Origin of the sequence: Streptomyces galbus (assembly GCF_005280195.1) — a bacterium.
Lineage (GTDB): Bacteria > Actinomycetota > Actinomycetes > Streptomycetales > Streptomycetaceae > Streptomyces > Streptomyces galbus.
In genome coordinates, this window is sequence record NZ_SZPR01000004.1 from 88,341 (window position 1) to 112,458 (window position 24,118).

The following is a 24,118-nucleotide window of genomic DNA, read 5'->3' on the forward strand; positions in this document are numbered from 1 at the left end:
GGGCCCCCGCCGGCTCACCGCACCCCGATCGCCCGCACCAGCGTCTGGGTCACGGACCCGCCCCGGTCGTCATGGGCCGACGCCCGCAGGGACACCGACGCCGCGCCGCGCGGCACGGCGAGCGTCCCGTGCCAGGTGCCCGCGCCGCCGGTCAGCGGGACCGGCCGCCAGGTCGCCCCGTCGTCGTAGGACACCGCGAGGGTGCCGCCGCCGGGGGTGCCGGTGCCGGCCGCGCCCGCGACGTACCGCGCGCCGAGGCCGACCGGGACGCGGCTGCCACCCCGGACGTCGCCGGCCAGGTCGGTGTCCACGGCGAAGGACAGGTTGATCAGCGGCAGGTACGTCCAGTGGTCCTCGGGTGTGGCGGCGGAGCGCACGGTCCACTCGGCGTGGCCCTGACTCGCCCGGGACCAGCGGCCGGCGTCGAGCGCGGTGTCCGTGACGACGGTGTAGGTGCGGGCGTCGGCGGGCGCGTCCTGGACGGTGACGCCGCTGCCCCGGCGCCGGTCGACCAGGGCGCCGTCGAGGAGGACCGAGGTGGTCTGGGTCATACCGCTCTCCTCGCTCCACGCGTCGCCGGACCCGGTGTGATCGGGCCCGGAGTCGCCCCAGCCGGGCACGTCGAACCGCAGGGTGTTCCCGGAGCGCTGCTGGCCCCGGCCGAGCCCGGTGCCCAGCCAGGGGTGCCACACCGGCCGGAACCAGTTGAGCACCGGGTGGCTGCCGCCCCGGTAGGCGACCGGCCCCGACCGCTCCTCCAGCGCGCCGTCCCCCGCGGTGACCGACTCGTGCCAGAGCTGGCCGGGCCCGGTGGACACGTGGTCCGTGCGCAGGGCGGGCAGGCCGACCCGCTCCAGGAACCCGATGCCGAGGGGGAAGGCGTCGGTCAGGGAGTAGCGGAACTCGCCGCCGCTGCGCGGGCCGGGGGCGTGGAACCGGACGTCCACGGTGGCGAGTTCGCGGGCGGGGGGCGTGTAGGTGAGGTCGCGGTCCGGGACCGCGCCGGCGTGGCCCTCCGACAGGTCGTACACCCAGGGCGTGTCGGGGGTGCCGGTCAGGACGGCCGTGGGCCGGGCGCGCAGCCGGGCCGCGTCGGCCGTGTCGAGCGTGGCGACCGGGAACGGCCGGTCGCCCCCGTCGTCCGTGCCCCACCAGGCGGTCAGCCGGCCGGGCACGTCGTCGGTGACGAACAGCGCGGCCACGCCCGCCTCCTGGGCCGCCTGCGCGAGGGCGACGGGGTCGGCGCCGTCGGCGAGCCGCACGAGCACCGCCTCGCCCGCGGCACCCGCGAGCGCCCCCGGGGCGGGGCCGGGCCACTCCCCCGCGTCGGCCAGCGGCAGGGTGCGGTGCCCGGCCGGCCGCGCCCCGCCGGGCTGGACGACCGCCTCCCGGACGCCGGTGACCCGCAGCGCGGGCGCGCCGAGCCGCCACACCGTGCGGTACTCGAAGCGGCCCCGGGTGACCCGGTCGGTGGGCGCGGCGAAGACGCTGTCGTACGCCACCGGCACCTGGACCGCGCCGGACAGGTCGGTGCCGTCGGCGCTGCGGTCGTACTCCATGAGCAGTTGCCGGGTCTCGGTGCGCCGGCCGACGTCGGCCCGCACCTCGCGCAACCGGCTCCCGTCCAGGGTCACTTCGCGGTCCCGGTCGAGGACGACCTCGGGCGCGGCGAGGAAGCCGAGGCCGAGGGAGTCGGCGCCGTGGCCGCCGCGCACGTCGAGGAAAGAGGTCAGGCTGTACGTGCCCGGCGGCAGCCGCAGCGTGAGGGTGCCGGTGTCGCCGACGTGCTCGGGGGTGGCGTCCGCGCCCCGGGCGAGGCGCTGGACGGTGAGGTCGGCGGCCGCGGGGGTGCCGTCACGGTCCTTGACGTGCACGGTGAGCGTGTACCGCTCGTCCTCCTCGACCAGGCCGAACGCGGTGTGCGCGAGCGGGGTGCCGGTGGCGTCGGCGGCCTCGACGCGCCCGCTGGTGAGGCCGGCCGGGGCGCGGGTGGCGTCGCCGGTGACGGTCGTGGACGCGGTGCCGTGGGCGGGCACGGTGAGCGTGGTGTCGGCGAGGGTGACGACGCCCTCGGGGGCGCCGGTGACCGACAGCCGCACCACGGTGTCGGTGCCGGAGGAGTTGGCGTAGGTGAGGGTCCGGGTGACCGGCCGGTCGGTGGCGGGGGGCCAGCGGTGGAAGCCCAGGTCGGCGCTGCCGGTGGCGGTGACGCGGGCGCCGATCGCGTCCGGCACGCTCACCCGGCCCGCGCCCGCCGTGTAGGCGGGGGCGTCCAGCCGTGCGGAGGTGGACATCAGGGCGTCCTTGAGCCGGGTGCCGGTCCAGTCGGGGTGCTGCTCGGCGAGGAGCGCGGCCACGCCCGCGACGTGCGGGGTGGCCATCGACGTACCGCTCAGGGTGGTGTAGTAGCCGCTGCCGGCGGTGAGTCGGGAGCGGGCGGCGAGGATGTCGACGCCCGGGGCGGACAGGTCCGGCTTGAGGGCGTGGTCGCCGTGGCGGGGGCCGGCACTGGTGAAGGAGGCGGGCCGGTCGGCGGAGTCGACGGCGCCGACCGTCAGGGCCGCGTCGGCGGCGCCGGGCGAGCCGATGGACGAGGGCGTGCCGGTGTTGCCCGCGGCGACGACGAACAGCGCGCCGGTCTCGGCGGACAGCGTGTCCAGCGCGCGGGCCATCGGGTCGGTGCCGTCGCTGGGTTCGGTGGTGCCGAGGCTCATGGAGACGACGTCGGCGTGCACCTCGCGGGCCGCCCACTCCATGCCCGCGATGATCTGCGACTCGCTGCCCGAGCCCTGGTCGCCGAGCACCTTGCCGACGGCGAGGGTCGCGCCGGGCGCGACACCCTTCTCCCGGCCGTCGGAGGCGGCCCCGCTGCCGCCGGCCGTCGAGGCGACGTGCGTGCCGTGGCCGTTGCGGTCGGCGGCCGGCTCCCCCTCCTCCCCCTCGACGAAGTTCCGGCTGACCGCCACCCGGTCCGCCAGGTCGGGGTGGTCCGGGTCCACGCCGGTGTCGAGGACGGCGACGGTGACGCCCTTGCCGGTCAGGCCCGCCTCCCAGGCCGCTGCCGTCCCGATGCGGGCGTTGCTTTCGGCCATGTCGGCGGTGACGCGCCCGTCCAGCCAGACCGCGCCGACACCGCTGCCGTGCCGGGTGAACTCGCCCCAGAAGTCCCGCCCCTTGGCCGCCTCCACGGCGATCCCGCGGATGCTGGGCAGGGTCCGGGTGCGCTCGGCCGACCGCGGGGTGAGGGCCCGCGCGCCCGGGGCGCGGGTGAGGATCAGCGGCAGCTCCCCGGTGGCGGAGTCGCCGAGTCCCTGGCGCAGCAGCGCGCTGACGTCGAACAGCCGCCGGTCGAGCGTCCCGGCCCGCAGGTACGGCCGGGCCTCGTCCGGCACGACGGTGATCTCGCCGTCGTCCGACTGGGTGCGCACGGCCCCGGTGGCGCCCCGGGGGCGCTCCACGGTGACCGTCCGGTGCCCGCCGGCGAGGTCGGTGACGGTGACCTCGTCCCCGGTGACCAGGGTGACCGTACGGGCGGTGCCGGCGGCCGGGGCGGCGGGGGTGTCCGCGGCGCGGGCGGGGCCGGCCACCGGGAGCACCGCGGCCACCAGCCCGGCCGACAGGAGGGCGGCCGCCGTGCCTCTGACGGGTCGTCGTCTGCTCATCCACGCCTCTTCCGCCGTCGTGAGTCGTGCTGCCCGACGAGTGTCACGGGACCTGTGCGGCAACGGAGTTGGTGCGGACGCGGCGAGAAGGCGACGTGGCGGGTTCCCGCCAGTGCGGGGGCGGTGCCGGACGGGGCGGGAGGACAACCGTGAGCACCGTCCGTAACAATGAGGGCGCACAGAGCCGCAGTACCGACGGGGGCACGATGGCAGCACTGGTGGAGTTCACGACCGCGGACGGCGTCGCGGTCGCCGTGGAGGCGGCCGAGCCGCCCCGGCCCGGGTCCCGGCTGGTCGCCCGGGACAACGGCGTCGTCCAGGCGTCCCGCACCTTCGAGGGTGCGCTGGAGGGGGTCCGCGCCGCCGCCGAGTCGGCCCTGCGGGTCTTCCGCGACGGCTCGCTGCGCCCGGACGGCGTGGAGATCGAGTTCGGGGTGAAGCTGTCGGCGGAGACGGGCGCGATCATCGCCAAGGGCACGGCGGAGGGCCACCTGGTGGTGAAGCTGAGCTGGAGCCCGGCGACGGCGGGGCCGGCCCCGGCTGGCGCGGCGGCCGTCCCCGCGCCCGCCCCCGAGAGCACCCCCACCGTCTGACGTGCGGCCGCTGAGGAGTGCCGCGTGGCACGCCCGGATCGAACGCGTCGGCGGCACGGTGGCCGGGGCGGGTTTCCTCGTCGCCCCGCGCACCGTGCTGACCTGCGCGCACGTCGTGCACGACCTCCCCGCCGGTGAACTCGCCGTGTCCTTCGCCGCGTTCCCCGGCCGCCCCGCCGTGCCGGCCCGGCGCGTCGCCGGCGGCGGCTGGGACGCCGGCACCGCCGCCGACCTCGGCGACCTCGCCGTCCTGGAGCTGGCGGAGGACGCGCCGAGCGCCCCGGCCGCCCTGGCCCCCGCCGACACGGCGTACGGCACACCGCCGCGCAAGCTCGTCGTGTACGGCTTCCCGGACGGCTTCGACGAGGGCACGCTCGCCGAGTACCGCGTCACCGCACCCCAGTTGATCAGCGGCGAGTGGCTCCAGCTCGAGGCCTGGCAGCTCGGCGGCCAGCCGCTCGCCCCCGGCTTCAGCGGCGCCGCCGTCACCCTCGTCGACACCGGTGAGGTGGTCGGCATGGTCACCGCCGACGCCGGCGCCCAGGGCGTGCGCACCGGGCGGATGATGCCGACCGAGGTGATGGCCCGGCACTGGCCCGCGCTGGAGGGCCTGGTCCCCACCTCCGACCACCACGGCGCCGACCGGGCGCGGCTGCGCGGGCTGGTCGAGCGGGCGGAGCGCACCGGCCTGGACTGCGACCCCGTACGGCTGTACCGGGCGGCGGCCGGGGAGCTGGCGCCGGAGCCGCCCGAGGAGGGCTTCGACTCGCTGTGGTCGGCGGCGCTGTTCGTGCTGTGCGAACTGGACGGGCCGGACGCGGCGGCGACCGTCGCCCGGTTCGCGGACCTGGTCGAGGAGCAGTTCTCCGCGCCCGTGGAGCGGCCCGGGAGCCCCGAGTGGTCGCCCATCCTGGTCGACCTCCGGCACAGCGGCGCGGGCGACGACCTGGTGCGCGTGGAGGTGTCGGCGTACAGCGGCGGGCGCCGGCACCCGGTGGACTCGGGGACGGTGCCGCGCTCCCGGCTGCCCGGCTACGTGCAGGACCGCATCGACGCGGCGTTCCGGTACCTGACCCCCGGCTGCGACGAGCTGATCGCGTTCGCGCTGCCGCGCGACTGGCTCGACCTGCCCGTGGACCGCTGGCACCCGGGTCCCGACGACGAGACCCCGCTCGGCTGCAAGCACCCGCTGGTCGTCACCGACCAGGCGCGCCGCAGGGCCGGCACCCGGCACGTCCTCACCCGCGCCTGGAACCGGCTCGACTCGCTGCCCGGCGCGCGGATGCACCGGGTGGAGTGCACGGAGCGGGAGGCGGCCGGTCGGCTGCGGCTGGAGCTGCTGCGGGCCGACGGCTGCCTGGTGGGGTTCGCCGCGGCGCCCTCGGCCGCCCGCGCCCACTTCACCACCTCGCTCACCGCGCCCGCCCCGCTGGTGGCCTGGTCGCGCCGCGGCTGCCCGGGCGGGCCCGACCGGCAGCCCTGCACGGGAGGCGAGGGCTGCCCGGGCAAGGTGTTCCTGGACGAGCTGGACGCCGGCCTGGCCGGCCGCCCGCCCGCGGAACTCCCGCGCCGCGTCTGGGAACTGCGCCTGGAGGCCGACGCCGAGGACGGCCACTGGGCGCGCGACCTCCAACTGCTGTGGGACGACCCCCGGATCTTCCCCGACCCACCCGCCACGGGCCCGGCGCACGCCCGCTCACCCGTGGCCTGAACGGCCGCCCGCCGTGGCCGACTCACCCCCCCACCCTCCTGCACACCCGCCCGCACCCCACCGTCGGAGACCGAGAACCGCCATGCCGCACTGGTCCGTCTACACCGGCAGCAGCGAACCGCACGACGGCATCGACCGGCTGCCCGCCCCGCCGCCCTGGCGGGCGTTCGACGGCACGCCCGTGCTGCCCCCGCCCCGGGACGCCGACGACGAGGCGGCCGTCTCCCCCGACCGCGTGCACCGCGCCCGCACCTACGTCGCCACCCCGGAGGCGGTCCAGCTCGTCAACGCGGCCCTGGTGCTGCGCCGCCCGCTGCTGGTCACCGGCCCGCCCGGCACCGGCAAGTCCTCGCTGGCCTACGCCGTGGCCCGCGAGCTGCGGCTCGGCCCGGTGCTGCGCTGGAACATCACCAGCCGCAGCACCCTCGCCGACGGCCTCTACCAGTACGACCCGCTGTCCCGCCTGTACGCGGCCCGCCAGGCGTCCCTCGGTGGTGACGCGGCGGGCGAGACCGGGGTGGAGGACCACCTGCGCCTCGGCCCGCTGGGCACCGCGCTGCTGCCGTACGGGCGTCCCCGGGTGCTGCTCGTCGACGAGATCGACAAGAGCGACCTCGACCTGCCCAACGACCTGCTGAACGTGCTGGAGGAGGGGCAGTACGAGATCCCCGAGCTGATGCGCGCCGCGCGGCGGACCGGCGAGGATCACGCAGGGACCGGCGAGGAGGCCGTCGAGGTGCTGGCCGACGGCACCGGCACCCCCGTACCGGTCCGGCGCGGCCGGGTCCGCTGCCGGGCGTTCCCGTTCGTCGTGCTGACCAGCAACGGCGAGCGCGAGTTCCCGCCCGCCTTCCTGCGCCGCTGCGTCCGGCTCGCGCTGCGCCGCCCGGACGGCGAGCGGCTCGCCGAGATCGTGCGCGCCCACCTCGGCACGGCCACCGGCGGGGCGGGCCCGCTCATCGACCGGTTCGTGGAACGCGCCAAGGACGGCGAACTGGCCACCGACCAGCTCCTGAACGCCCTTTACCTGACCGGCGTCGCGGGCCTGGACGCCCCCTCGCGCGACGCCCTGGCGGAACAGCTGATGCCCTACCTGAGCGCCCCGGCGGACGGCGATGGCCTCTGAGGGGTCCGACGAACCGGCCGCCGTGGCCCGGCTGGCGGCGCTGCTGACCGCCGCCGCCGGCACGGCACCGACCCCGCGCGAGATCGCGGAAGTGCTGTGGCTGGCCGGCCGGTCGGCGGAGGAGGAGGGAGGTCCCCCGCACCCCGGCCCACCGCGGCAGGCCGCCGAACCGGTCCCGTACGTCCCCGACGGGCCGGCCCCCGGCCTCCCTCCCCCGGCCGTGCGGCAGGCCCCGCCCGCCCCCCGGGTCCCCCTGCACCTCCCGGCCCCGGACGCCCGCCCGGACACCGGGCAGGGACCGGCCACCCGTCCCGCGGCCGGCGGGCCGTCCCTGCTCGCCCCCGCGCCGCCGATGCTGCACCGTCCGCTCGCCCTGCAGCGCGCGCTGCGTCCGCTGAAGCGGCGGGTGCCTGCGGCCCGGACCCGGGAGCTGGACGAGCGGGCCACCGCCGACCGCATCGCCCGGCTCGGCGCCCACCCGGACGTGTGGCTGCCGGTGCTGCGCCCGGCGCACGAGCGCTGGCTGCGGCTGAACCTGGTGCACGACACCGGCCCGACCATGCCCGTCTGGCGGCCGCTGGTGCGCGAACTGCACACCGTGCTCGCCCAGTCGGGCGTCTTCCGCACGGTCACCCTGCACCCGGCCGGCCCCGACGGGCGGGCCCCCCACGTCCCGGTCCCGGCGGACGGCCGTACCGTCACGCTGGTCGTCAGCGACTGCACGGGCCCGCAGTGGCGCCCCGGCGAGGCGGGCGCCCGCTGGTACGCGACCCTGCGCCACTGGGCGGCGCACGTGCCGCTGGCCGTCGTCCAGCCGCTGCCGGAGCACCTGTGGGCCACGACCGCGCTGCCCGCCGAGCCGGGGCTGCTGTCGGCGCGGGCCGCGGCGGCCCCGACGGCCACCCTGGCGTTCACCCCGTACGACCCGGGCGCCCACGACGACGGACCCGGCTGCGCGCCCCGTCCGCCGGGGTCCCTGGCGCTGCCGGTGCTGGAGCCGGGCGCGCCCTGGCTGGCCAACTGGGCGTCGCTGCTGGCCGGTCCGGGCGGTGCCCGGCTGCCGGGCGCGGTCGCCTGGCTGGCCCCCGCCCCGCCGGAGCCCGCCGCGCCGGCCGGCGGACCCGGCCCGTCCTCCCCGCAGGACCTGGTGCTGCACTTCCGCGCCACGGCCTCGCCGGAGGCGTTCCGGCTGGCGGGCCACCTGGCGCTGGCCGTGCCCTCGGTGCCGGTGATGCGGCTCGTGCAGCGGGCCGTGGAGCGCGACCCGCGTCCGCAGCACCTGGCCGAGGTGGTCCTCAGCGGCATGCTCACGGCCACGCCCGGCAGCCCCGGCCACTACGCCTTCCGCCCGGGTGTGCGCGAGGTGCTGCTGCGCACGCTGCCCCGCACCGTCCGCGCTCGCACCCGCGCCTTCCTCGCCCGGGTGGGCGGCCTCATCGACGAACGCGCGGGCCTCGCGGCGGGCGAGTTCCGCACCCGCACGACCACCGCGGACACCCCGGCCCCCGCCGACGCCCCCGCCACCGCCCCGCCGGGCGAGCCGTTCGCCACGGTGACCGAGGAGACGGTGCGGCGGCTGGGCGGGACGGACGGGAGCGGGACCGGGACCGACGCCGAGGTCGAGACGGCGACCGGGGCCGGGCCCGCCCTCCCCGACGGCCCCGCGGCCGACGGCGTCCCCCCGCCCGCCCGCGACACCCCGGACGCGGACTCCCCCGTGGGCCTGGTCGGCGGCCGCTACCGCCTCCTGGGGCCACGCGGGCACGGGCGGCGGGTGCAGGAGGCCCTGGACACCCGGACGGGCGAGCGCGTGGTCGTCCACCTCTACCCGCCGCAGCCCGCCGGGGCGGAGCGGTTCCTGCGCGAGGCGCGGGTCCTCGCCGGGATCGACAGCCCGCACCTGATCCGGGTCCTGGACCACGGCCTGCACGACCCGCACCCCGGGTCGCCGGGCCCGGCCACCCCCTACCTGGTCGCCCGGTTCGAGCACGGCGTGACCGTCGCGGAACTGGTCGCGGGCAGCGGCCCCGGGGTGTCGCTGCCGGTGTTCGCCCGGCTGGTGTGCGACGGCACGGCGGGGCTGGCGGCGCTGCACGCGCACGGCCTGGTGCGCGGACAGCCCGGCTGGGACGGGCTGCTGCTGCGGCCCGACGGCACCCTGCTGTTCAGCCGGTACGCGCTGGGCGAGCAGTCGGAGGGCCTCGACGCCCGCGGTGACCGGGAGGCGTTCGCCCGCCGGCTCGCGGAGCTGGCCGCCCGGGTGCCGGACGTGCCGCCCGGCCTGCGACCGCTGCTGGAGGAGATCCGCGGCGGACACGTGCCGCCCACCGCGACGGACCGGCTGGCCGGCGTCAAGGACTCCGCCGACCTGCGCGTGCGGCTGTTCGGCCCGCCCCGGCTCGACCGCGGCGGCCGTCCCCTGGAGCTGCCCGGCCCCGAGGCGCAGGCCCTGCTGAGCATGCTGGTCCTGGCCCGGGGCGGCCGTCTGGCCCGCACTCGGCTGGCGGAGGGCCTGGGGGACCGGCCGGACCCGGACGGCCCGGACTCACGCGTCGACGCCCCGGCCCGCGAGCTGGCCCGGGTCCTCGGGCCGGGCACGGTGGCCGCCACCCGCGACGGGTACGCCCTGCACCTGGCGGGCGCCTGGGTCGACGTCTTCGCGGCCGAGGCGGAACTCGACCGCGCCGAGCACGGTCACGGCGCCCGGCCGGCGCACCCGCTGTCCGAGGAGGAGGTGGCCGGCTTCTTCGCGGAGGAGCCCCTGCACGGCGTCCCGGGCCCCGCGGCCGAGGCGGCGCGGACCCGGCTGCGCGAGGTGCTCCGGCACCTCGACGACCTGTACGGCGCCCGCACCCTGTCCTTCACGGCGGGCCCGGACCTCACCGGCCGGCCCGAGACCCGCATCACCCTCGAGTACGCCGTCCACCAGGTCCTCTCCCGGGGCGGTCTCGGCCCCGGGCAGTACGCGGTGCACGTCCGCGCCGACGGCTACACCGTCCGGGCGGCGCCCGGCACCGCGCTGCTGCCGGTGCTGATGGCGGTGCTGCGCTGGCTCCCGGGCCACTGGGCGACCCTGCGCGAACCACCGCCGCTGCGGGTGGCGTTCGGCCGGGCCCGACCCGCCGTGGCCGGCGCCGCACCCGTCGTGGTCGTCGTACCGCCCGCCCTCTACGGCGAGTTCACCGCCAGCTCCGCCGCCGCGGGCCCGCACCGCTTCCACCCGCTGTACGAGGGGACCCGGCCGGCCGCCTGGTACTGGCCGGGCGCCGAGCACCGCGACCTGGTGAGCGGGCCGCACGTCACCCCGGACCTCGGCCGGCTGGGTGTCCCCGCGCCGGGACGCGCCGCCGTCGTCCACACCCGCCCCGGCGGCCCGCTGGCCCTGCTAGACCCGGCCGCCCCCTACGGCGGTGGCCCGCCGCTGCCGGTGACGTACTACGAGGTCGACCTGACCCCGCAGCGCGCCGCGCGCCGGCTGGCCCTGCCCGGGTCCGGCAAGGGCGGCTTCACGGCCGCCGTGGAGCTGACGTGGCGGGTCGCCGATCCGGTCGCCTTCGTCCGCGGGGGAACCGCGGAGGTGGCGGAGCGGCTGTTCGCGCACCTCGTGGAGCGGGCGCCGCTGATCACCCGCCGGTATCCGCCGCGCCGGGCGGTCGGCGCCCAGCGCGCGCTCGGCGCCGAGCTGGGCGACTGGCCGGTGCCCGGCCTGGCGGTGAGCTGCGCGGTCACGCTGGCCCCGGAGTACGCCCCGCCGCCCGAGGTGCCGGCCCCGGCGCCCGCGCCGCGCACGCCCGGCGACCTCCTGGCCGGGACCCGTACGGTGCTGCTCGGCTTCGACGGGCCGCTGGTGCGGCTGTTCACCGCGCCCCGGGCCCGGGAGGCGGCGCTGGAGCTGCTCGCGCTGGCCGCCGAACACCGCGCGCCCGAGGACGCGCTGACGGGCCGTCCCCTGGCGGTCGCCGCGGCGCGCGAGTCGCTGGTGGACCCGCTGGACGTGCTGCGGGTGTTCGCCCGCGACCCGGTGGGCCCGCTGCTGCGGAGCCGGCTGGACGAGCTGGAGCTGCGCGCGGTCGCCGACGCGCCCACCACGCACCGCTCCGTCGCCCTGGTCCGCACCCTGCACGCGGCCGGCCTCCGGGTCGGGGTCGTCACAGACGTCTGCGAGGCCGCCGTCCGCCACCACCTGGAGCGCCACCGGCTGCCCCTCACCGGGCTGCACGGCCGCAGCGAGGACCTGACGCGGCTGATGCCGCACCCCGACGGCCTGGTGCGCGCCCTCACCGGGCAGGACGCCCCGGCGCTGCTGGTGGGTTCGACGCTGGCCGAACTGGGCGCCGCCCAGCGGCTCGGGATCCGCTTCGTCGGGCTGGCCCGCAACCGGACGGTCGAGCAGGCGCTGCGCGCGGCCGGCTGCGAGAGCACCGTGCCGTCGCTGACGCCGTTGCTGGAGGCGGCCCGCGGCCTCTGACGGGCCGTCGGACCGGGCGGGCGGCACAACCGCCCGTTCAGCGGTGCCCCGCCCAGCCCATCTGAAAGGGCGGCCCCGGCCCGCTCCCCCGACGATGCGAAGGAGGCCGACCGCCCGGCGGCCCACGCACCGCGTCTCGGGAGGACCCCGCCAATGACCGCCAGTCTGGAGCAGCTGCGCCGCTGTCACTTCGCCGTCGACCTGGGCGCGGCGCGGACGCGGGTGTACGTCAAGGGCGCCGGGCTCGTCGTCGACCAGCCCTCCGCCGCGGCCGTCAACACCCGTACCGGTGCGCTGATCGCGGTCGGGGAACTGGCCGAGAAGATGACCGGGCGCACACCCCACTACATCCGGGTGGTACGGCCCGTGTCCGGCGGCACGGTCGTCGACATCGAGATGGCCCAGCGCATGCTGCGTCACCTGCTGGGCGACCGGATGCGCCGTCAGCTCCGCCGCAAGCCGCGGCTGCGGGCCGCCGCCTGCACCCCGCACGACGCCGACCCGCTGGCCCAGCGGGCGGCCATCGAGACCCTGGTCGGGCTCGGCGCGCGGCGCGTGGAGCTGGTCGACACGCTCATCGCCGCCGCCGTGGGCTGCGGGCTGCCCGTGGAGCGGCCCGAAGCCACCATGATCATGGTGTGCGGGGCGGCCGCGACCCAGGTGGCGGTGCTGTCCCTGGGGTCGATCGTCACCGCCGAGCGCGTCCCGGTCGGCGGCGAGGCCGTGGACCACGCGATCGTGCAGCACCTGCGCCACGAGCACGAGCTGATGCTGCCCAGCCAGTCCGTGCGGCCGCTGCAGATCGCCCTGTCGGGCAACGGCCTGACCCCGCACGGGCCGGCGTCCACGGAGATCCACGGGCGGGACGTCGCCACCGGTCTCGCCCGTTCGGTGCGGATCGACACCGCCGCCGTGCGGGACGCCATCCAGACCCCGCTGACGGCCGTCCTGGACGGCATCGGCAAGGTGCTGCGGGACTGCCCGCCGGACCTGGTGGCCGACCTCGCGGACCGCGGGATCACCATGGTGGGCGGGTCGGCGCTGCTGCCGGGCTTCGACCAGATGCTGCGCCGGGCCACGGGCATGCCGGTGCACATCGCCGAGCGGCCCGACGTGTGTGCCGCGCAGGGCCTGGGCGCCATGCTGGAGGGGAAGATCCAGCCGCTCGCGCTGAACCCGATGGGGTCCTGAGCGCCGGGGGCGCAGGGGGCGGTCAGCGGGCGAAGTAGGCCCGTACGGTCGTCCCCCGGTCGCCCGTGTGCAGGCGGACCAGGTCGGCGACCAGGTTGACCAGCAGCAGGCCCCGCCCGCCGAGCTGGTCGCGCCGCGGGGGGCGGCGGCCGGCGAGCGGGTCGTCGATGCGGCCGCGGTCGCGCACCTCGCACACCACGCGCCCGTCCTCGGCCCACACCCGCAGCTCCCCGCTGCCGCCGCCGTGCAGCACGCTGTTGGTGCTCAGCTCGGAGGCGGCCAGGGCGAAGTCGCCGAGCCGGGTGCCGGTCAGGCCGAGCCGCCGGCCCTCCTCCGTCGCGTGCTGCCGTGCCGTCGGCAGGCACGCCGCGTCGAAGTGCCGGGCGGGCACCCGCGGCGCGGCGGGCAGCGGCAGGTTGTAGGAGGCGACGACGCCGTCGGGGTCGTAGGCCTCGCTGGGCCGCTCCTCGGCGGAGCCGGCCGGGATGACCACGGGGTGGGTGGCGTGGGCGTCGGTGAGCGTGCGGTCGTCCAGGCGGCTCTCGTCGTAGGGGCACAGGATGCTCACCTCGCGGCCGGTGAACGCGGCGTTGATCAGCGCCTCGTGCTGGGCGCACGCCGGGTACTCGGTGGCGCTGCGGCCGGCCCAGATCGGCTCGCCGATGATCCGCACGCGCCGGCCGGAGGGCTGGGCGTCGGCGAAGGCGCGCAGCACCCCGGGGATGATCCGGCCGGGGTTGCGGCCCGCCTCCTGCATGTCGAGCAGCAGCACGGCGTCCGCGGCGGGGCCGAGGCCCTCGCGGATCAGCCGCAGGTTCGCGGCGGGCACGGCGACGGCGACGGGGTCCCCGGCGGTGAGGCCGGCCTCCAGGAAGGGCAGCGTCCCGGCCAGGTACTCCTGCTCGTCGCGGTAGAACAGCGCGGGATGCACGAAGGGATCAGTGGTGGTCGCGCTCATGTCCTCGGCACCTCCCTCTCCGGCGCACCCGCTCTCCGGCCTGGCTGCCCACGTTCCCCCTCCGGATACCCCGCTTCCGTCCCGGGGAGCACCGAAGTCCACCGCTCGGCTCACGATCGGCTACCCGAGGCGCTGCGGCTCATGCCCCGCCCGGGGTGTGACCGGCCGGGCGGCGGGCAGGCGCACGTCGAGCGGACGGGTCGGCCGTACCGATGGTAAGGCCGGACGGGCGACGGGCGGACGGGCGGGCCCGCGCGGCGGCGCCCACCCGGCTCGGCGGACCGGCGGGCCGCGACACGACCGGGGGCCGGACACGGACGGGACGGTGGCATGAGGGCGGCGGCAGGGGCGCGGCGGGCGGCGGACGGGGTGCCCCTGGTCGTCGAGGGCCGGACGGACGCCGGTCACGCGCTGCTCACGGCGCGGGGCGAGCTGGTCGACGGCTGCGCGTCCGTGCTGGCCCGGGAGCTGGACGCCCTGCCGCCGGACACCCGCCGGGTCGAGGTGGACGTGTCCGGGGTGGCGTTCATGGACACGGCGGGCCTGCAGTTCCTCGAGGTCCTGGAGGCGTACGGGCGCCGTACGGCGCTGCCGGTGGCGACCCGTGACTGGCGGGGCCAGCCGCGCCGCGTCCTGGAGCTGGCGGGCCTGGACCCCGCCGACCCGCTGCGCCCGGTGCCCCGCCCGCGGGTGCCCCGCCCGCAGACCGGGCCGCCCGCCTCACCCGTGGCGCTGGAGCGGGCCGAGCGGCTGCGGGAGCTGCACGAGGAGGTCGAGCAGCTGCGCCGGGCGATGGCCTCCCGGCCGGTGATCGACCAGGCCCGCGGGATGCTGATGGCCGCCCACTCCTGCACCCCCGACCAGGCGTGGAGCATCCTGCGCGAGACCTCCCAGCTCTCCAACACCAAGCTGCGCACGGTGGCGGAGGCGGTCGCCACCAGCGCGACCGGTACGCTCCCGCCCGTGGAGGTACGTGCGGCCCTGCGCACGGCGATCGCCCGTCACACGGGCTGACGTGCCCCGCGTCCGGTGGCCCGCGCGCCATGCCGAAGCGGGGGGGCCGTGAAAAAATCGGACCGGCACTCGACGAAGAGGGATGTCCGTGAGCAACGAGCTCCAGCACGACCACCCCGATCACCCTGGTCACCCCGCTCACCCCGACCACACCGGTTACGGGACCCTGCGGCCGGACCGCACGGGGCAGGCCGAGGCGTTCGACGCCATCGGCAGCCGGTACGACGAGGCCTTCCCGCACAAGGAGGGGCAGGTCGCGGCCACCGACTGGCTCGTCGGGGCCCTGGCGGCCGGGTCCCGCGTCCTGGACCTCGGCTGCGGCACCGGCCTGCCGACCGCGCGCCGGCTCGCCGAGGGCGGCCTGGACGTGGTGGGCGTCGACCTGTCGGCCCGGATGGTCGCGCTCGCCCGCGAGCACGTGCCCGAGGCGTCCTTCCACCAGGCGGACCTCGCCGACCTGCGCCCCGGCGGCCCGCTCGACCTCGGCCGCTTCGACGCGGTGACGGCCTTCTTCTCCCTGCTGATGCTGCCCCGCGCGGAGATCCCCCTCGCGCTGCGCACGATCCACCACCTGCTCGTGCCGGGCGGCCGGCTCGCCCTGTCGATGGTGGAGGCCGACGTGGACGGGTTCGCGATCCCGTTCCTCGGCAGCACCATCCGCGTCTCCGGCTACCTCCGCGACGACCTGCGCGAGGTGGTCGACGGCGCCGGCTTCGACGTCGTCGACGAGACCTCGTACACCTACGCCCCGTCCAGCGCGGACGTGCCGCCCGAGGTGCAGATCTTCCTGCGGTGCACGCGGCGCGGGTGAGGCGGCAGTCGTGACACAGCAGCCCGCGGGCGGCCCGCGCCCGGCCGTGGAGGCGCCCACCGGCCGGCTGCGCTACCTGGACGCGGCCACCCGGCGGATCGCCCGGGGCATGGACCTCGACGAGACGCTCGAGGAGCTGTGCCGGGCCGCCGTGCCGGAGTTCGCCGACGCGGCCTTCGTCCACCTGTGCGACCCGCTGCCGGTCGGCGACGAGCCCTCCGGTCCGGCCCCCGTGCTGCGGCTGCGTGCGGCGGCCCCGCCCGCCGGCGCCCCCGGGAGCGTGGTGGACCTCGACCCGGACGGGCCGCTGTCGGCGCTGCTGCGGGCCGGGCGGCCGGTGCCCGGCGACGCCCCGGGGGTCGCGGCCGCCGCGGCCGGTCTGCTGGGGCCGGTCCCGCCGGGCAGCCGCCTGGTCGTGGCCCCGCTGCACGGCCGGACCCATGTCATGGGCAGCGTCACCCTGCTGCGCGGCGCCGACCGGCCGCCCTTCACCGACGACGACCTGCTGGTCGCCTCCCAGCTCGCCACGCACACCGCGCTCGGCATCGACAAGGCGGTGCTCTACGCGCGCGAGGCGTCGGTGGCGGCCGCGCTGCAGCGCACGATGCTCCCGTCGTCCCTGCCCGAGCCGACCGGGGTGCGGCTGGCCAGCCGCTACCTGCCCGCCTCGCGGACGGCCCAGGTCGGCGGCGACTGGTACGACGCGATCCCGCTGCCCGGCAACCGGGTCGCCCTGGTCATCGGCGACGTCATGGGCCACTCGCTGACCTCGGCCGCGATCATGGGCCAGCTCCGCACCATCGTGCAGACCCTGGCGGGCCTGGACCTGCCCCCGGACGAGGTGCTGCACCACCTCGACGAGCAGGCCGAACGGCTCGGCAGCCTGCACATGGCGACCTGCCTGTACGCCCTGTACGACCCCGTCCTGCACCGGCTGCTGGTGGCCAACGCCGGCCATCCCCCGCCGCTGCTGGTGCACCCGGACGGCCGCGCGGTGGTCCTCGGCATCCCGCCGGGCTCACCGGTCGGCGTCGGCGGCGGCGTCTTCGAGAGCACGGAGATGCACGCGCCCGCGGGGTCCACCCTGCTCCTCTACACGGACGGCCTGGTGGAGTCCCGCGAGTGGGACGTGCTGACCGGTGTCGAACGGCTCAGGAGCCGCCTGGCGGGAGCGCCCCGGTCGGCGCCGGCCTCGCTGGAGGCGCTGTGCGACGAGGCACTCGGCACCGCGGGCAGCGGCGACCGGGACGACGACATCGCGCTGCTCGCCGCCCGCTTCGAGGGCGTCCAGCCGGAGACCGTGGCCCAGTGGTACCTCGCCCCGCACCCGCGCACCGCCCGCCAGGCCCGCACACTGACCCGCAGGACCCTGCTGCGCTGGGGCCTGGACGCCCTGGTCGACACCGCCGAGCTGCTGGTCAGCGAGGTGGTCGCGAACGCCGTACGGGTCGCCTCGCGGCCGGTCACCCTGCGGCTGCTGCGCGGCGAGGTGCTGCGCGTGGAGGTCGCCGACGACTCGACGCAGGTGCCGAGGATGCGCCACGCCCGCCTCCACGACGAAGGCGGGCGCGGTCTGTTCCTCGTCGACCAGCTCGCCCTCGGCTGGGGCGCGACGAGGGTGAGCACGGGCAAGGTGGTGTGGTTCGAACTGCGCCTGTCCGGCGAGCCGCTCTAGCCGTCGTTCTCCGGGGAGGGCAGGGAGGCGCCCGGGACGTCGACGGGGGCGTAGACGCGGTGGTCGCCGGGGTAGGGCTCGGTCCAGTCGTGGGTCTGGTACCAGGTGTAGCGGTTCATCTGCTCCGCGTTGGCGTAGTCGGGCACCGCGTGCGGGCCGGTCAGGCGCTGGTGGGAGGCCCAGGTGCGCCACTGCGCGGCGAGCGCGCGCCGGGCCGGCGGGACCGCGGCGGACGTCGGTGCGGCGGCCGCCGCGGTGTCCTGGGGCGCGGGGGTGTCCGGCCCGCAGGCGGGCTGCGGGTTCACGCCGAGGGTGAGGGACGTGCGGTTGGGCACGGCGGTGAACGGCGTGGCGTCCGGGGTGCGGCGGAACGCGCCGTACATCGGGGTGGCCGCGCTGTCCTTCTGGTTCATCGGGCGGATGCCGAGGATCTGCTCGACGGTGCGGATCATCGTGATCTGCGAGTAGTAGCGGTGGTCGACGCCGCCGTGCGCGGCCCAGGGGCTGATGACCTGGACGGGCGCGCGGTGGCCGTCGACGTGGTCGAGGCCGTTCTGGGAGTCGTCCTCGACGACGAAGATCGCCGAGTCCTTCCAGTACGGGCTGTGCGAGATGGTGTCGACCATGCGGCCGACGGCGAGGTCGTTGTCGGCGACCTCGGCGGCGGCGTTCGCGGGGCCGCCGGTGTGGTCGTTGGAGAACCAGAACATGTTCAGGGCCGCCGGGCCGTTCTTCGCGAAGTCCTGCTCCCAGATCTGCTCCTTGTAGACGTCCGGGACGTCCAGGTCGAACATCGGGAAGCCCTGGACGGAGACCTCGTTGAGCGAGGGGATCGCGGAGCCGGTGCGGATGGGGTACTGGGTGGGCGCGCCGGTCGACCGCATGGTCCGGGCGTCGCAGTACAGGTTCTGCCAGGTGGCGCCCGCCGGCTTGGTCTCCAGCGACTGGAACTCGCCGAAGTCCTTGACCGACCTGCCCACCGCCTGGGCCCCGGTCCACAGGAACCCGGTCCGCTGGTGGCCGAGGGCGTCGTTCTCGGTGTCGTAGCTGCGCTGGTACTCGCCCGCCGAGGACTCGGTGTACTCCGGGTTGTCCGACTGCATCAGCCAGTTGTGGCCCTCGGCGGAGTTGGTGCCGACGTCGTAGAAGTTGTCGTAGAGCCCGAACTGCCGGGCCAGGGCGTGCTGGTTGGGGGTGACGTTCGCGCCGAAGGTCGTGAGCGCCGGGTCGCCGTCGCCGCGGGGGTCGTCGCCGAGGACCTGGTCGTAGGTGCGGTTCTCCTTGACGAGCAGGAAGACGTGCTTGATCGTCGAGGGGTCGCCGAGCCGCGCCGGGACCGGCACCGGCCGGGCGTGGCCCGCGCGCTCGGCCGTGCGCACCGAGCCGGGCGTCCAGCCGTTCTGGCGGAACACCGTGGCGGTCTGCGCCCGTACGACGCTGTCGTCCGGCAGCGTGAACCGGGTCAGGCTGGACGTCGTGTCGTGGGTGCCGTGACCGGCGGCGGCGGTGGGGCGGCGGGCGTCGATGCCGCGGGTGTTCGAGACGACGACCTGCCCGCCGACGGTGGCGAGCTGCGCGGGGAAGTAGTCGGTGGGCAGCAGGCCGACGTACCGCGCGGGCTCCTGCGCGGACTTGTAGCGGTAGACCGCGACGGCGTTCGCGCGGCCCAGGGTCACCAGCAGGCGGCCGTCGGCGGTGAGCGCGACCGCGTTCGGCTCGTAGCCGACCGACGCCTCGGGCCACGGCTGGGTGGCGATGGTCTGGACGACCTTGCCGCGGCGGGTGTCGATGACCGAGACGTCGTTGTCCGCGGTGTCGGTGACGAACACCGCGCCCTTCGCCGCGTACACCGCGGTCGGGTGCAGGCCGACGTCGAGGGTGCCGACGGGGGCGGCCGGGTCCGCCGGGTCGATGACGCTGACGGTGCCGGTGGTGGTGGCGCCCGTGTCCGGGTCGGCGGGCACCTGGGTGCCGTAGGAGTTGATGGTGGTGTCGCCGGCCCTCGCCGGGCGCCCGCCCTCGTTGCTGACGTACAGCCGGCCGCCGGCGAGGGCGATGCCGCGCGGGGCGTTGCCGACGGCCCAGCTGTGCAGAACGGCCCCGGTCGCCGCGTCGAGGGCGACGACCCGGTTCTGGCCGTTGACCGCCGCGTAGACGGTGGAGCCGTCGGGCGAGAAGACCGCCCCCGCGACCAGTGCGTGCCGGGAGCCGTCTGCCGGGACCGGGACGCTCACCGGGTCGGACAGGGTGCCGTCGGCGGCCACGGTGAACCGGGTGTAGCCGTCGGTCTGGCCGAGCCACAGCCGGGTGCCGTCGGGCGAGTAGACGGGGCCCTCCTGGCCGACGGCGGCGCTCTTGATGCGCAGGTCGTCCGCCGCGTTGGTGCCGATCTTCTGTTTCACCTGCCCGGTCGCCGCGTCGAGGACGACCAGGGCGGCGTCGCCGTCGGCGAGGGAGGCGGCGAGGCGGGTGCCGTCGGGGCTCACCGCGGAGGACATGATCTTGCCGTCGTCCAGGACCGTGCGGGTGCCGTAGGGCTTCAGGTACTGGTCGGCCGAGACGACCTGCCCGCGCGCGGTCCGCTCCCCGACCTGCCGGGTGCCGAAGCCGTACGTCGAGGCGAGGGCGGTGCCCGTGACGCCGAGGGCGACCGCGATGCCCGCCGTCACCAGCACGCCCCGGCGCGCGACCGGCCTGCCGAACAGGCTGATCCGCTCCCGCTGCCGGGTGCGGCGCTGACGGGTTACCTGCATGGGGCTGTCCCTTCGGAGGAGGGGTGGGGAGCAGCTCGACGGTGCCGTCGAACTGCCAGAGGGGGTTCGGGGCGTCCCCGAGCGGGGTGCGCACCAGGAAGTAGCCGTTGACCTCCTTGGGCCCGTCGCCGTCGGCGACGTACCGCCCGTCGGGGGCGACGTCGAGCTGGTAGACGGCCTGCCCGGTGAGCCGCACGCCCGGCAGGTGCCAGGAGACGACGCACCGCCAGTCGTTGCCCGGCCCCTGCGGGGCGAGCCGCCCGGCGCCCTTCGTGCACGCCGCCGTGACGGCGAGCTGTTCCTCGGTGACGGCGGGCCGGTGCAGTTGGTCGGTCTGCAGCCGGTACAGGTGCGCGAACGCGGTGGCGACCGAGCGCTGCACCTTCTCCTGGCCGATCCCGGACCCCGGGGAGGGCGTGGTGCCGGCGATCACCGCGACCGTGACGGCGAGCAGCCCGGCGAGGGGCAGCAGCCCGACGGTGAGCGCCCGGCGGCCGGAGCCGTCGTGCGCCGGGGCGGTGAAGTCCCGCCGCAGGAAGAGCAGCAGGGCGAGCGCGGTGGCGAGCACGGCCCACACCAGGCCGACGGCGACGCCGATGAGGAGCGGGCGGAGCTGGGCGGGGTCGGTGAACAGGCCGTTCCAGGACAGGAAGGCGTACCCGGGCAGGGCGAGCCGTACGGCGACGGGCAGCGGCAGCATCTGGGCGACCTGCAGGGCGAGCGCCACGAGTGCGGGCAGCAGCAGGCCCGTCGGGGACCGCCCGAGCGCGACCGAGCCGAGCAGTCCGATCGCGGCCAGCGCCAGGGTCGGGGCGAGGGCGCAGGTCCAGGCGAGCAGGACGCGCAGGGCGGCTTCGCCGGGGGTCAGCAGGTGGCCGTCGAGGCCGACCAGCGGCCGGTTCCCGACCGCGAGGAGCCCGCCGGCCGCGCTGGAGCAGGCCAGCCCGGCCACGAGCAGCAGCACGACGGTGAGGCCGGCCAGCGCCTTGGCGGCGAAGATCCGCCGGGGTGAGCGGACGGCCACCAGCAGGTGGCGCCAGGTGCCGAGCCGGTCCTCGCAGGCGAACACGTCACCGGTGACCACCGAGGTCAGCAGGGGCAGCGCCCAGGTGCCGGCGAAGCCGAGCATCACCAGCGGCCCGGCCCAGCCGGTGGCGTGCATCCAGCGGCCGAAGAGGGTGTCGGTGGGCAGCGTGCTCTGCTCGCCCACCCCGGCGACGAACAGCGCGGGCGCGATCCAGCAGGCCGGCACGAGCACCCGGATCCGCCACTGGGACACCAGTTTGACCAGCTCGAAGCGGTAGACACGGGCCACGGGGACCCGGCGGGCGGCCGGGACGCCGCCGGTGTCCTCGCCGAGGTCGTCCGGGCGGTCGACGGCGGTCGCGGTCATCGGCGGGCCTCCTGCCGCTCGGTGAGGGCGAGGAAGGCCGCCTCCAGCGGTGAGACGACCGGGGTGAGCTCACGGACGGCGACGCCCGCGTGGACGAGCGACGCGACGAGGGTGTCGAGGGCGGGCACGGGCGCGCGCACCACGAGCCGGCCCGTGTCGCCGGCCACCTCCACCCCGGCGGTCGAGGCGGCGAGGCGGCGGGCGGCCGGCGGGTCGGAGGTGACGAGCCGGTAGTCGAGCGCGCCGTGCGCGGCGGCCAGCTCGCCGACCGGCCCGGAGAACACCGCCCGCCCGCCGGAAAGGACGGTGACCTCGGAGCACAGGGCTTCCAGGTCGGCCATGCGGTGGCTGGAGAGCACCACGGCGGTCCCCTCGGCGGCGAGCCGGGTGAGGACGCCGTGGACGTGCCGCCGGCCGGCCGGGTCGAGCCCGTTGGACGGCTCGTCGAGCACCAGCAGCCGGGGCCGGGCGAGCAGCGCGGCGGCCAGACCCAGCCGTTGGCGCATGCCGAGGGAGAAGCCGCGGGTGCGGTCGTCGGCGACGTCGGTGAGTCCGACCTGGTCCAGCGCGTCGTCGACACGCGCCGCGCGCGGGCCCTCGCCGTGCAACGCCGCGAGCGCGGCGAGGTTCTGGCGGGCGGTCAGCGCGGGGTACAGCCCGGGCCCGTCCACGAAACCGGCGACCCCGTCGGGTGCGGCGAGCACCCGCCCGACGGGCACGCCCAGGATCTCCAGGGTGCCGCTGTCGGCGACGGCCAGGCCCAGCAGCAGGCCCAGCAGGGTGGTCTTGCCCGCGCCGTTGGGCCCGACGAGGCCGTGGATGCGCCCCCGGGTCACCTCCAGGCCGACGCCGTCGAGCGCGACGACGTCACCGAAACACTTGCCGATCCCGTGCGCCCGGACGGCGAGGAGTGTGCCCATGAGCCCCTTCTTTCGCACCAGTGAAGGAACTTAGGCGCGTCACACGCCCCGCACAGGGAAGCCCGCCTGAACACGCACGGAACGGATCGTCAAGGCATGGGCAAGTGGGGGGGGCGCCCGCCGGGCGGCCGGGCCGCGGACCGCCGGGGGAAATTCCTCGGGTGGCGCTGTCGATCCGTCGGCGTCCCGTTCGACACCCTGGTGACGGACGCCTCGCCGGACCAGGGGGCGACAGGACCTGATGAGGGATCAAGGGATCACATGGCACAGCTGCTGCGCGTACAGAACTTCACCGTCTCCCGCGACGGCGTCGCCGCGGGCGAGGACCAGAGCCTGGAGCGGCCCTTCGGCACCCGGATCGACCCGCGGGAGCTCTTCGCCTGGGCCGGCGCCACGGCGAGCTGGCCCAACCGCACCGAGCCCGGCGGCAGCCGCGGCCTGGACGACTACTTCACCCGGGACTTCAGCCACAACATCGGCGCCGAGATCATGGGCCGCAACAAGTTCGGCCCCCAGCGCGGCCCGTGGCAGGACTTCGAGTGGCAGGGCTGGTGGGGCGAGGAGCCGCCCTTCCACACGCCGGTGTTCGTGCTGACCCACCACGAGCGCCCCTCGATCACGCTCTCCGACACCACGTTCCACTTCGTGGACGCCGACCCCGCCACGGTGCTCGCGCGGGCCCGGGAGGCCGCCGGGGGCAAGGACGTGCGCCTGGGCGGCGGGGTGAGCACGATCCGCGAGTTCCTCGACGCCGACCTCGTCGACGCGCTGCACGTGGTGGTCGCCCCGGTGGAGGTCGGCTCGGGACTGCGCCTGTGGGACTCCCCCGACGACCTGCGCGACCGCTTCCACCTGGAGGTCGTGCCGAGCCCGAGCGGGGTGACGCACCACTTGTTCTGGCGCCGGTGACCGGCGCGCCCGCTGAGACGTTTCCGCGGGCGAAGGGCGCGCACAGTGGGGCGGGTGGGACTCGAACCCACGGCCGACGGATTATGAGTCCGCTGCTCTAACCGGCTGAGCTACCGCCCCATAGCGGCGTGTCGCGTACATGTGTGCGCGTCGTCTGCCGCAGCATAGCCGCTCATACGATCTCCTGCTTCGGATGGTCGGCTTCCGTGCACCCCCGCGACCTGCCGTCATGTCCCTGAGGACCACGCCGCCGGGCGTCCGGTTCCCAGGGACATGAAAAAGGACCCCGACGGGGTCCTCGTTCAGCATGCTCCCCCGACTGGACTCGAACCAGTAACCTGCCGGTTAACAGCCGGCTGCTCTGCCAATTGAGCTACGGAGGACCGAGCTCCCCCGACTGGACTCGAACCAGTAACCTGCCGGTTAACAGCCGGCTGCTCTGCCAATTGAGCTACGGAGGAATGCCTCGTTGCATCGAACGTGCCGTCCTGGGTATCCGCCAGGGGGCGCCCGCTCGCTGCGACACATACATTAGCGCAAGCAGGGGGGTGCTTAGCCAATCGGTACCCCCGGCACCGATGCCGCACCGCCGACCGACACGAGGGAAGGGTGGCCGTCATGCGCTACCGGCTGATGTTCCTCTCCGGGCTCGCCCTGGGTTACGTGCTGGGCACGAGGGCCGGACGCGAACGCTACGAGCAGCTGAAGAAGTCCGCGCGCCGGCTCTCCGAGAACCCCGCCGTCCGCAACACCGCCGAGACGGCGGCCCAGCAGGGCCGCCAGTACGCCGGCAAGGCCTACCACGCCGTGAGCGACAAGCTCGGCGACCGGGTCCCCGACTCGGTCACCCAGCGGGTCCGCTCGCTGCGTGAGCGGAACGGCTCCGCCCCCGCCGACGACTGGGGCACCAGCACCACCTGAGGCCCTCCCGGGG

At 76.6% G+C, this 24,118-nt stretch carries 14 protein-coding genes, 3 tRNA genes and 1 pseudogene; 10 read left to right on the forward strand and 8 right to left on the reverse strand.

Annotated features, from left to right (window positions below; all coding sequences use genetic code 11):
- Nucleotides 1-14 precede the first annotated feature (14 nt).
- Nucleotides 15-3,662 (reverse strand): S8 family serine peptidase, encoded by a 3,648-nt coding sequence (locus E4U92_RS03130; RefSeq protein WP_137298690.1) that lies wholly within the window; start codon nucleotides 3,660-3,662, stop codon nucleotides 15-17.
- Between the two features lie 206 nt (nucleotides 3,663-3,868).
- Between E4U92_RS03130 and E4U92_RS03135 the strand changes: the two genes are divergently transcribed.
- From E4U92_RS03135 to E4U92_RS03155, 5 genes are all read left to right on the forward strand, one after another.
- Nucleotides 3,869-4,255 (forward strand): CU044_2847 family protein, encoded by a 387-nt coding sequence (locus E4U92_RS03135; RefSeq protein ID WP_137298691.1) that lies wholly within the window; start codon nucleotides 3,869-3,871, stop codon nucleotides 4,253-4,255.
- 10 nt (nucleotides 4,256-4,265) lie between these two features.
- A complete protein-coding gene (locus E4U92_RS03140; RefSeq protein WP_137298723.1) occupies nucleotides 4,266-5,966 on the forward strand; it encodes a VMAP-C domain-containing protein in 1,701 nt (566 codons plus the stop codon).
- An 82-nt stretch (nucleotides 5,967-6,048) separates the two neighbouring features.
- Nucleotides 6,049-7,092 carry an AAA family ATPase gene (locus tag E4U92_RS03145; RefSeq protein ID WP_137298692.1) on the forward strand — a complete coding sequence of 348 codons (1,044 nt, stop codon included), beginning with the start codon at nucleotides 6,049-6,051 and terminating at the stop codon, nucleotides 7,090-7,092.
- Nucleotides 7,082-11,560, forward strand: coding sequence for an SAV_2336 N-terminal domain-related protein (locus E4U92_RS36215; protein WP_174863664.1), 4,479 nt, complete (start codon nucleotides 7,082-7,084; stop codon nucleotides 11,558-11,560). Before E4U92_RS03145 ends, E4U92_RS36215 begins: the two co-directional genes overlap by 11 nt.
- 153 nt (nucleotides 11,561-11,713) lie before the next feature.
- Complete coding sequence (locus E4U92_RS03155; protein ID WP_067231117.1) at nucleotides 11,714-12,751, forward strand: rod shape-determining protein; 1,038 nt, start codon at nucleotides 11,714-11,716, stop codon at nucleotides 12,749-12,751.
- A 22-nt stretch (nucleotides 12,752-12,773) separates the two neighbouring features.
- Here the strand turns inward: E4U92_RS03155 and E4U92_RS03160 are convergent, their stop codons facing one another.
- Entirely contained in the window at nucleotides 12,774-13,709 is a 936-nt protein-coding gene (locus E4U92_RS03160) for an anti-sigma factor RsbA family regulatory protein (RefSeq protein WP_137298693.1), read from the reverse strand.
- Between the two features lie 330 nt (nucleotides 13,710-14,039).
- On the opposite strand from E4U92_RS03160, the gene E4U92_RS03165 reads away from it, so the two are divergent.
- The 3 genes from E4U92_RS03165 to E4U92_RS03175 all read left to right on the forward strand — a co-directional run bounded on the left by E4U92_RS03165 (nucleotide 14,040) and on the right by E4U92_RS03175 (nucleotide 17,209).
- A complete protein-coding gene (locus E4U92_RS03165) occupies nucleotides 14,040-14,723 on the forward strand; it encodes an ANTAR domain-containing protein (protein ID WP_137298694.1) in 684 nt (227 codons plus the stop codon).
- A gap of 166 nt (nucleotides 14,724-14,889) precedes the next feature.
- Nucleotides 14,890-15,534, forward strand: a complete 645-nt coding sequence (locus E4U92_RS03170) for a class I SAM-dependent DNA methyltransferase (protein ID WP_229862332.1) — start codon at nucleotides 14,890-14,892, stop codon at nucleotides 15,532-15,534.
- Nucleotides 15,535-15,544: 10 nt separating this feature from the next.
- Entirely contained in the window at nucleotides 15,545-17,209 is a 1,665-nt protein-coding gene (locus E4U92_RS03175; RefSeq protein WP_422070789.1) for a SpoIIE family protein phosphatase, read from the forward strand.
- On the opposite strand, the gene E4U92_RS03180 is transcribed toward E4U92_RS03175, so the two are convergent.
- From E4U92_RS03180 to E4U92_RS03190, 3 genes and pseudogenes are all read right to left on the reverse strand, one after another.
- Nucleotides 17,206-19,962, reverse strand: a complete 2,757-nt coding sequence (locus E4U92_RS03180; RefSeq protein WP_137298696.1) for a bifunctional YncE/alkaline phosphatase family protein — start codon at nucleotides 19,960-19,962, stop codon at nucleotides 17,206-17,208. The two genes, E4U92_RS03175 and E4U92_RS03180, sit on opposite strands and share 4 nt — an antisense overlap.
- A 16-nt stretch (nucleotides 19,963-19,978) precedes the next feature.
- Nucleotides 19,979-21,355 (reverse strand): annotated as a pseudogene (locus E4U92_RS36455) (ABC transporter permease); the annotation flags it as partial.
- Nucleotides 21,352-22,275, reverse strand: a complete 924-nt coding sequence (locus E4U92_RS03190; RefSeq protein ID WP_137298697.1) for an ABC transporter ATP-binding protein — start codon at nucleotides 22,273-22,275, stop codon at nucleotides 21,352-21,354. The pseudogene E4U92_RS36455 and the gene E4U92_RS03190, both read right to left, overlap by 4 nt.
- Nucleotides 22,276-22,536: 261 nt before the next feature.
- Here E4U92_RS03190 and E4U92_RS03195 point away from each other — a divergent pair, with 261 nt between their 5' ends.
- Nucleotides 22,537-23,184, forward strand: coding sequence for a dihydrofolate reductase family protein (locus E4U92_RS03195; RefSeq protein WP_137298698.1), 648 nt, complete (start codon nucleotides 22,537-22,539; stop codon nucleotides 23,182-23,184).
- A 46-nt stretch (nucleotides 23,185-23,230) separates the two neighbouring features.
- Here the strand turns inward: E4U92_RS03195 and E4U92_RS03200 are convergent.
- From E4U92_RS03200 to E4U92_RS03210, 3 genes are all read right to left on the reverse strand, one after another.
- Nucleotides 23,231-23,304, reverse strand: a tRNA-Ile gene (locus tag E4U92_RS03200).
- A gap of 190 nt (nucleotides 23,305-23,494) precedes the next feature.
- A tRNA-Asn gene (locus E4U92_RS03205) sits at nucleotides 23,495-23,567 on the reverse strand.
- 5 nt (nucleotides 23,568-23,572) lie between these two features.
- A tRNA-Asn gene (locus tag E4U92_RS03210) sits at nucleotides 23,573-23,645 on the reverse strand.
- Nucleotides 23,646-23,802: 157 nt separating this feature from the next.
- On the opposite strand from E4U92_RS03210, the gene E4U92_RS03215 reads away from it, so the two are divergent.
- Nucleotides 23,803-24,105: a hypothetical protein gene (locus E4U92_RS03215; protein WP_067232565.1), complete on the forward strand. Its 303-nt coding sequence runs from the start codon at nucleotides 23,803-23,805 to the stop codon at nucleotides 24,103-24,105.
- Nucleotides 24,106-24,118: the final 13 nt, after the last annotated feature.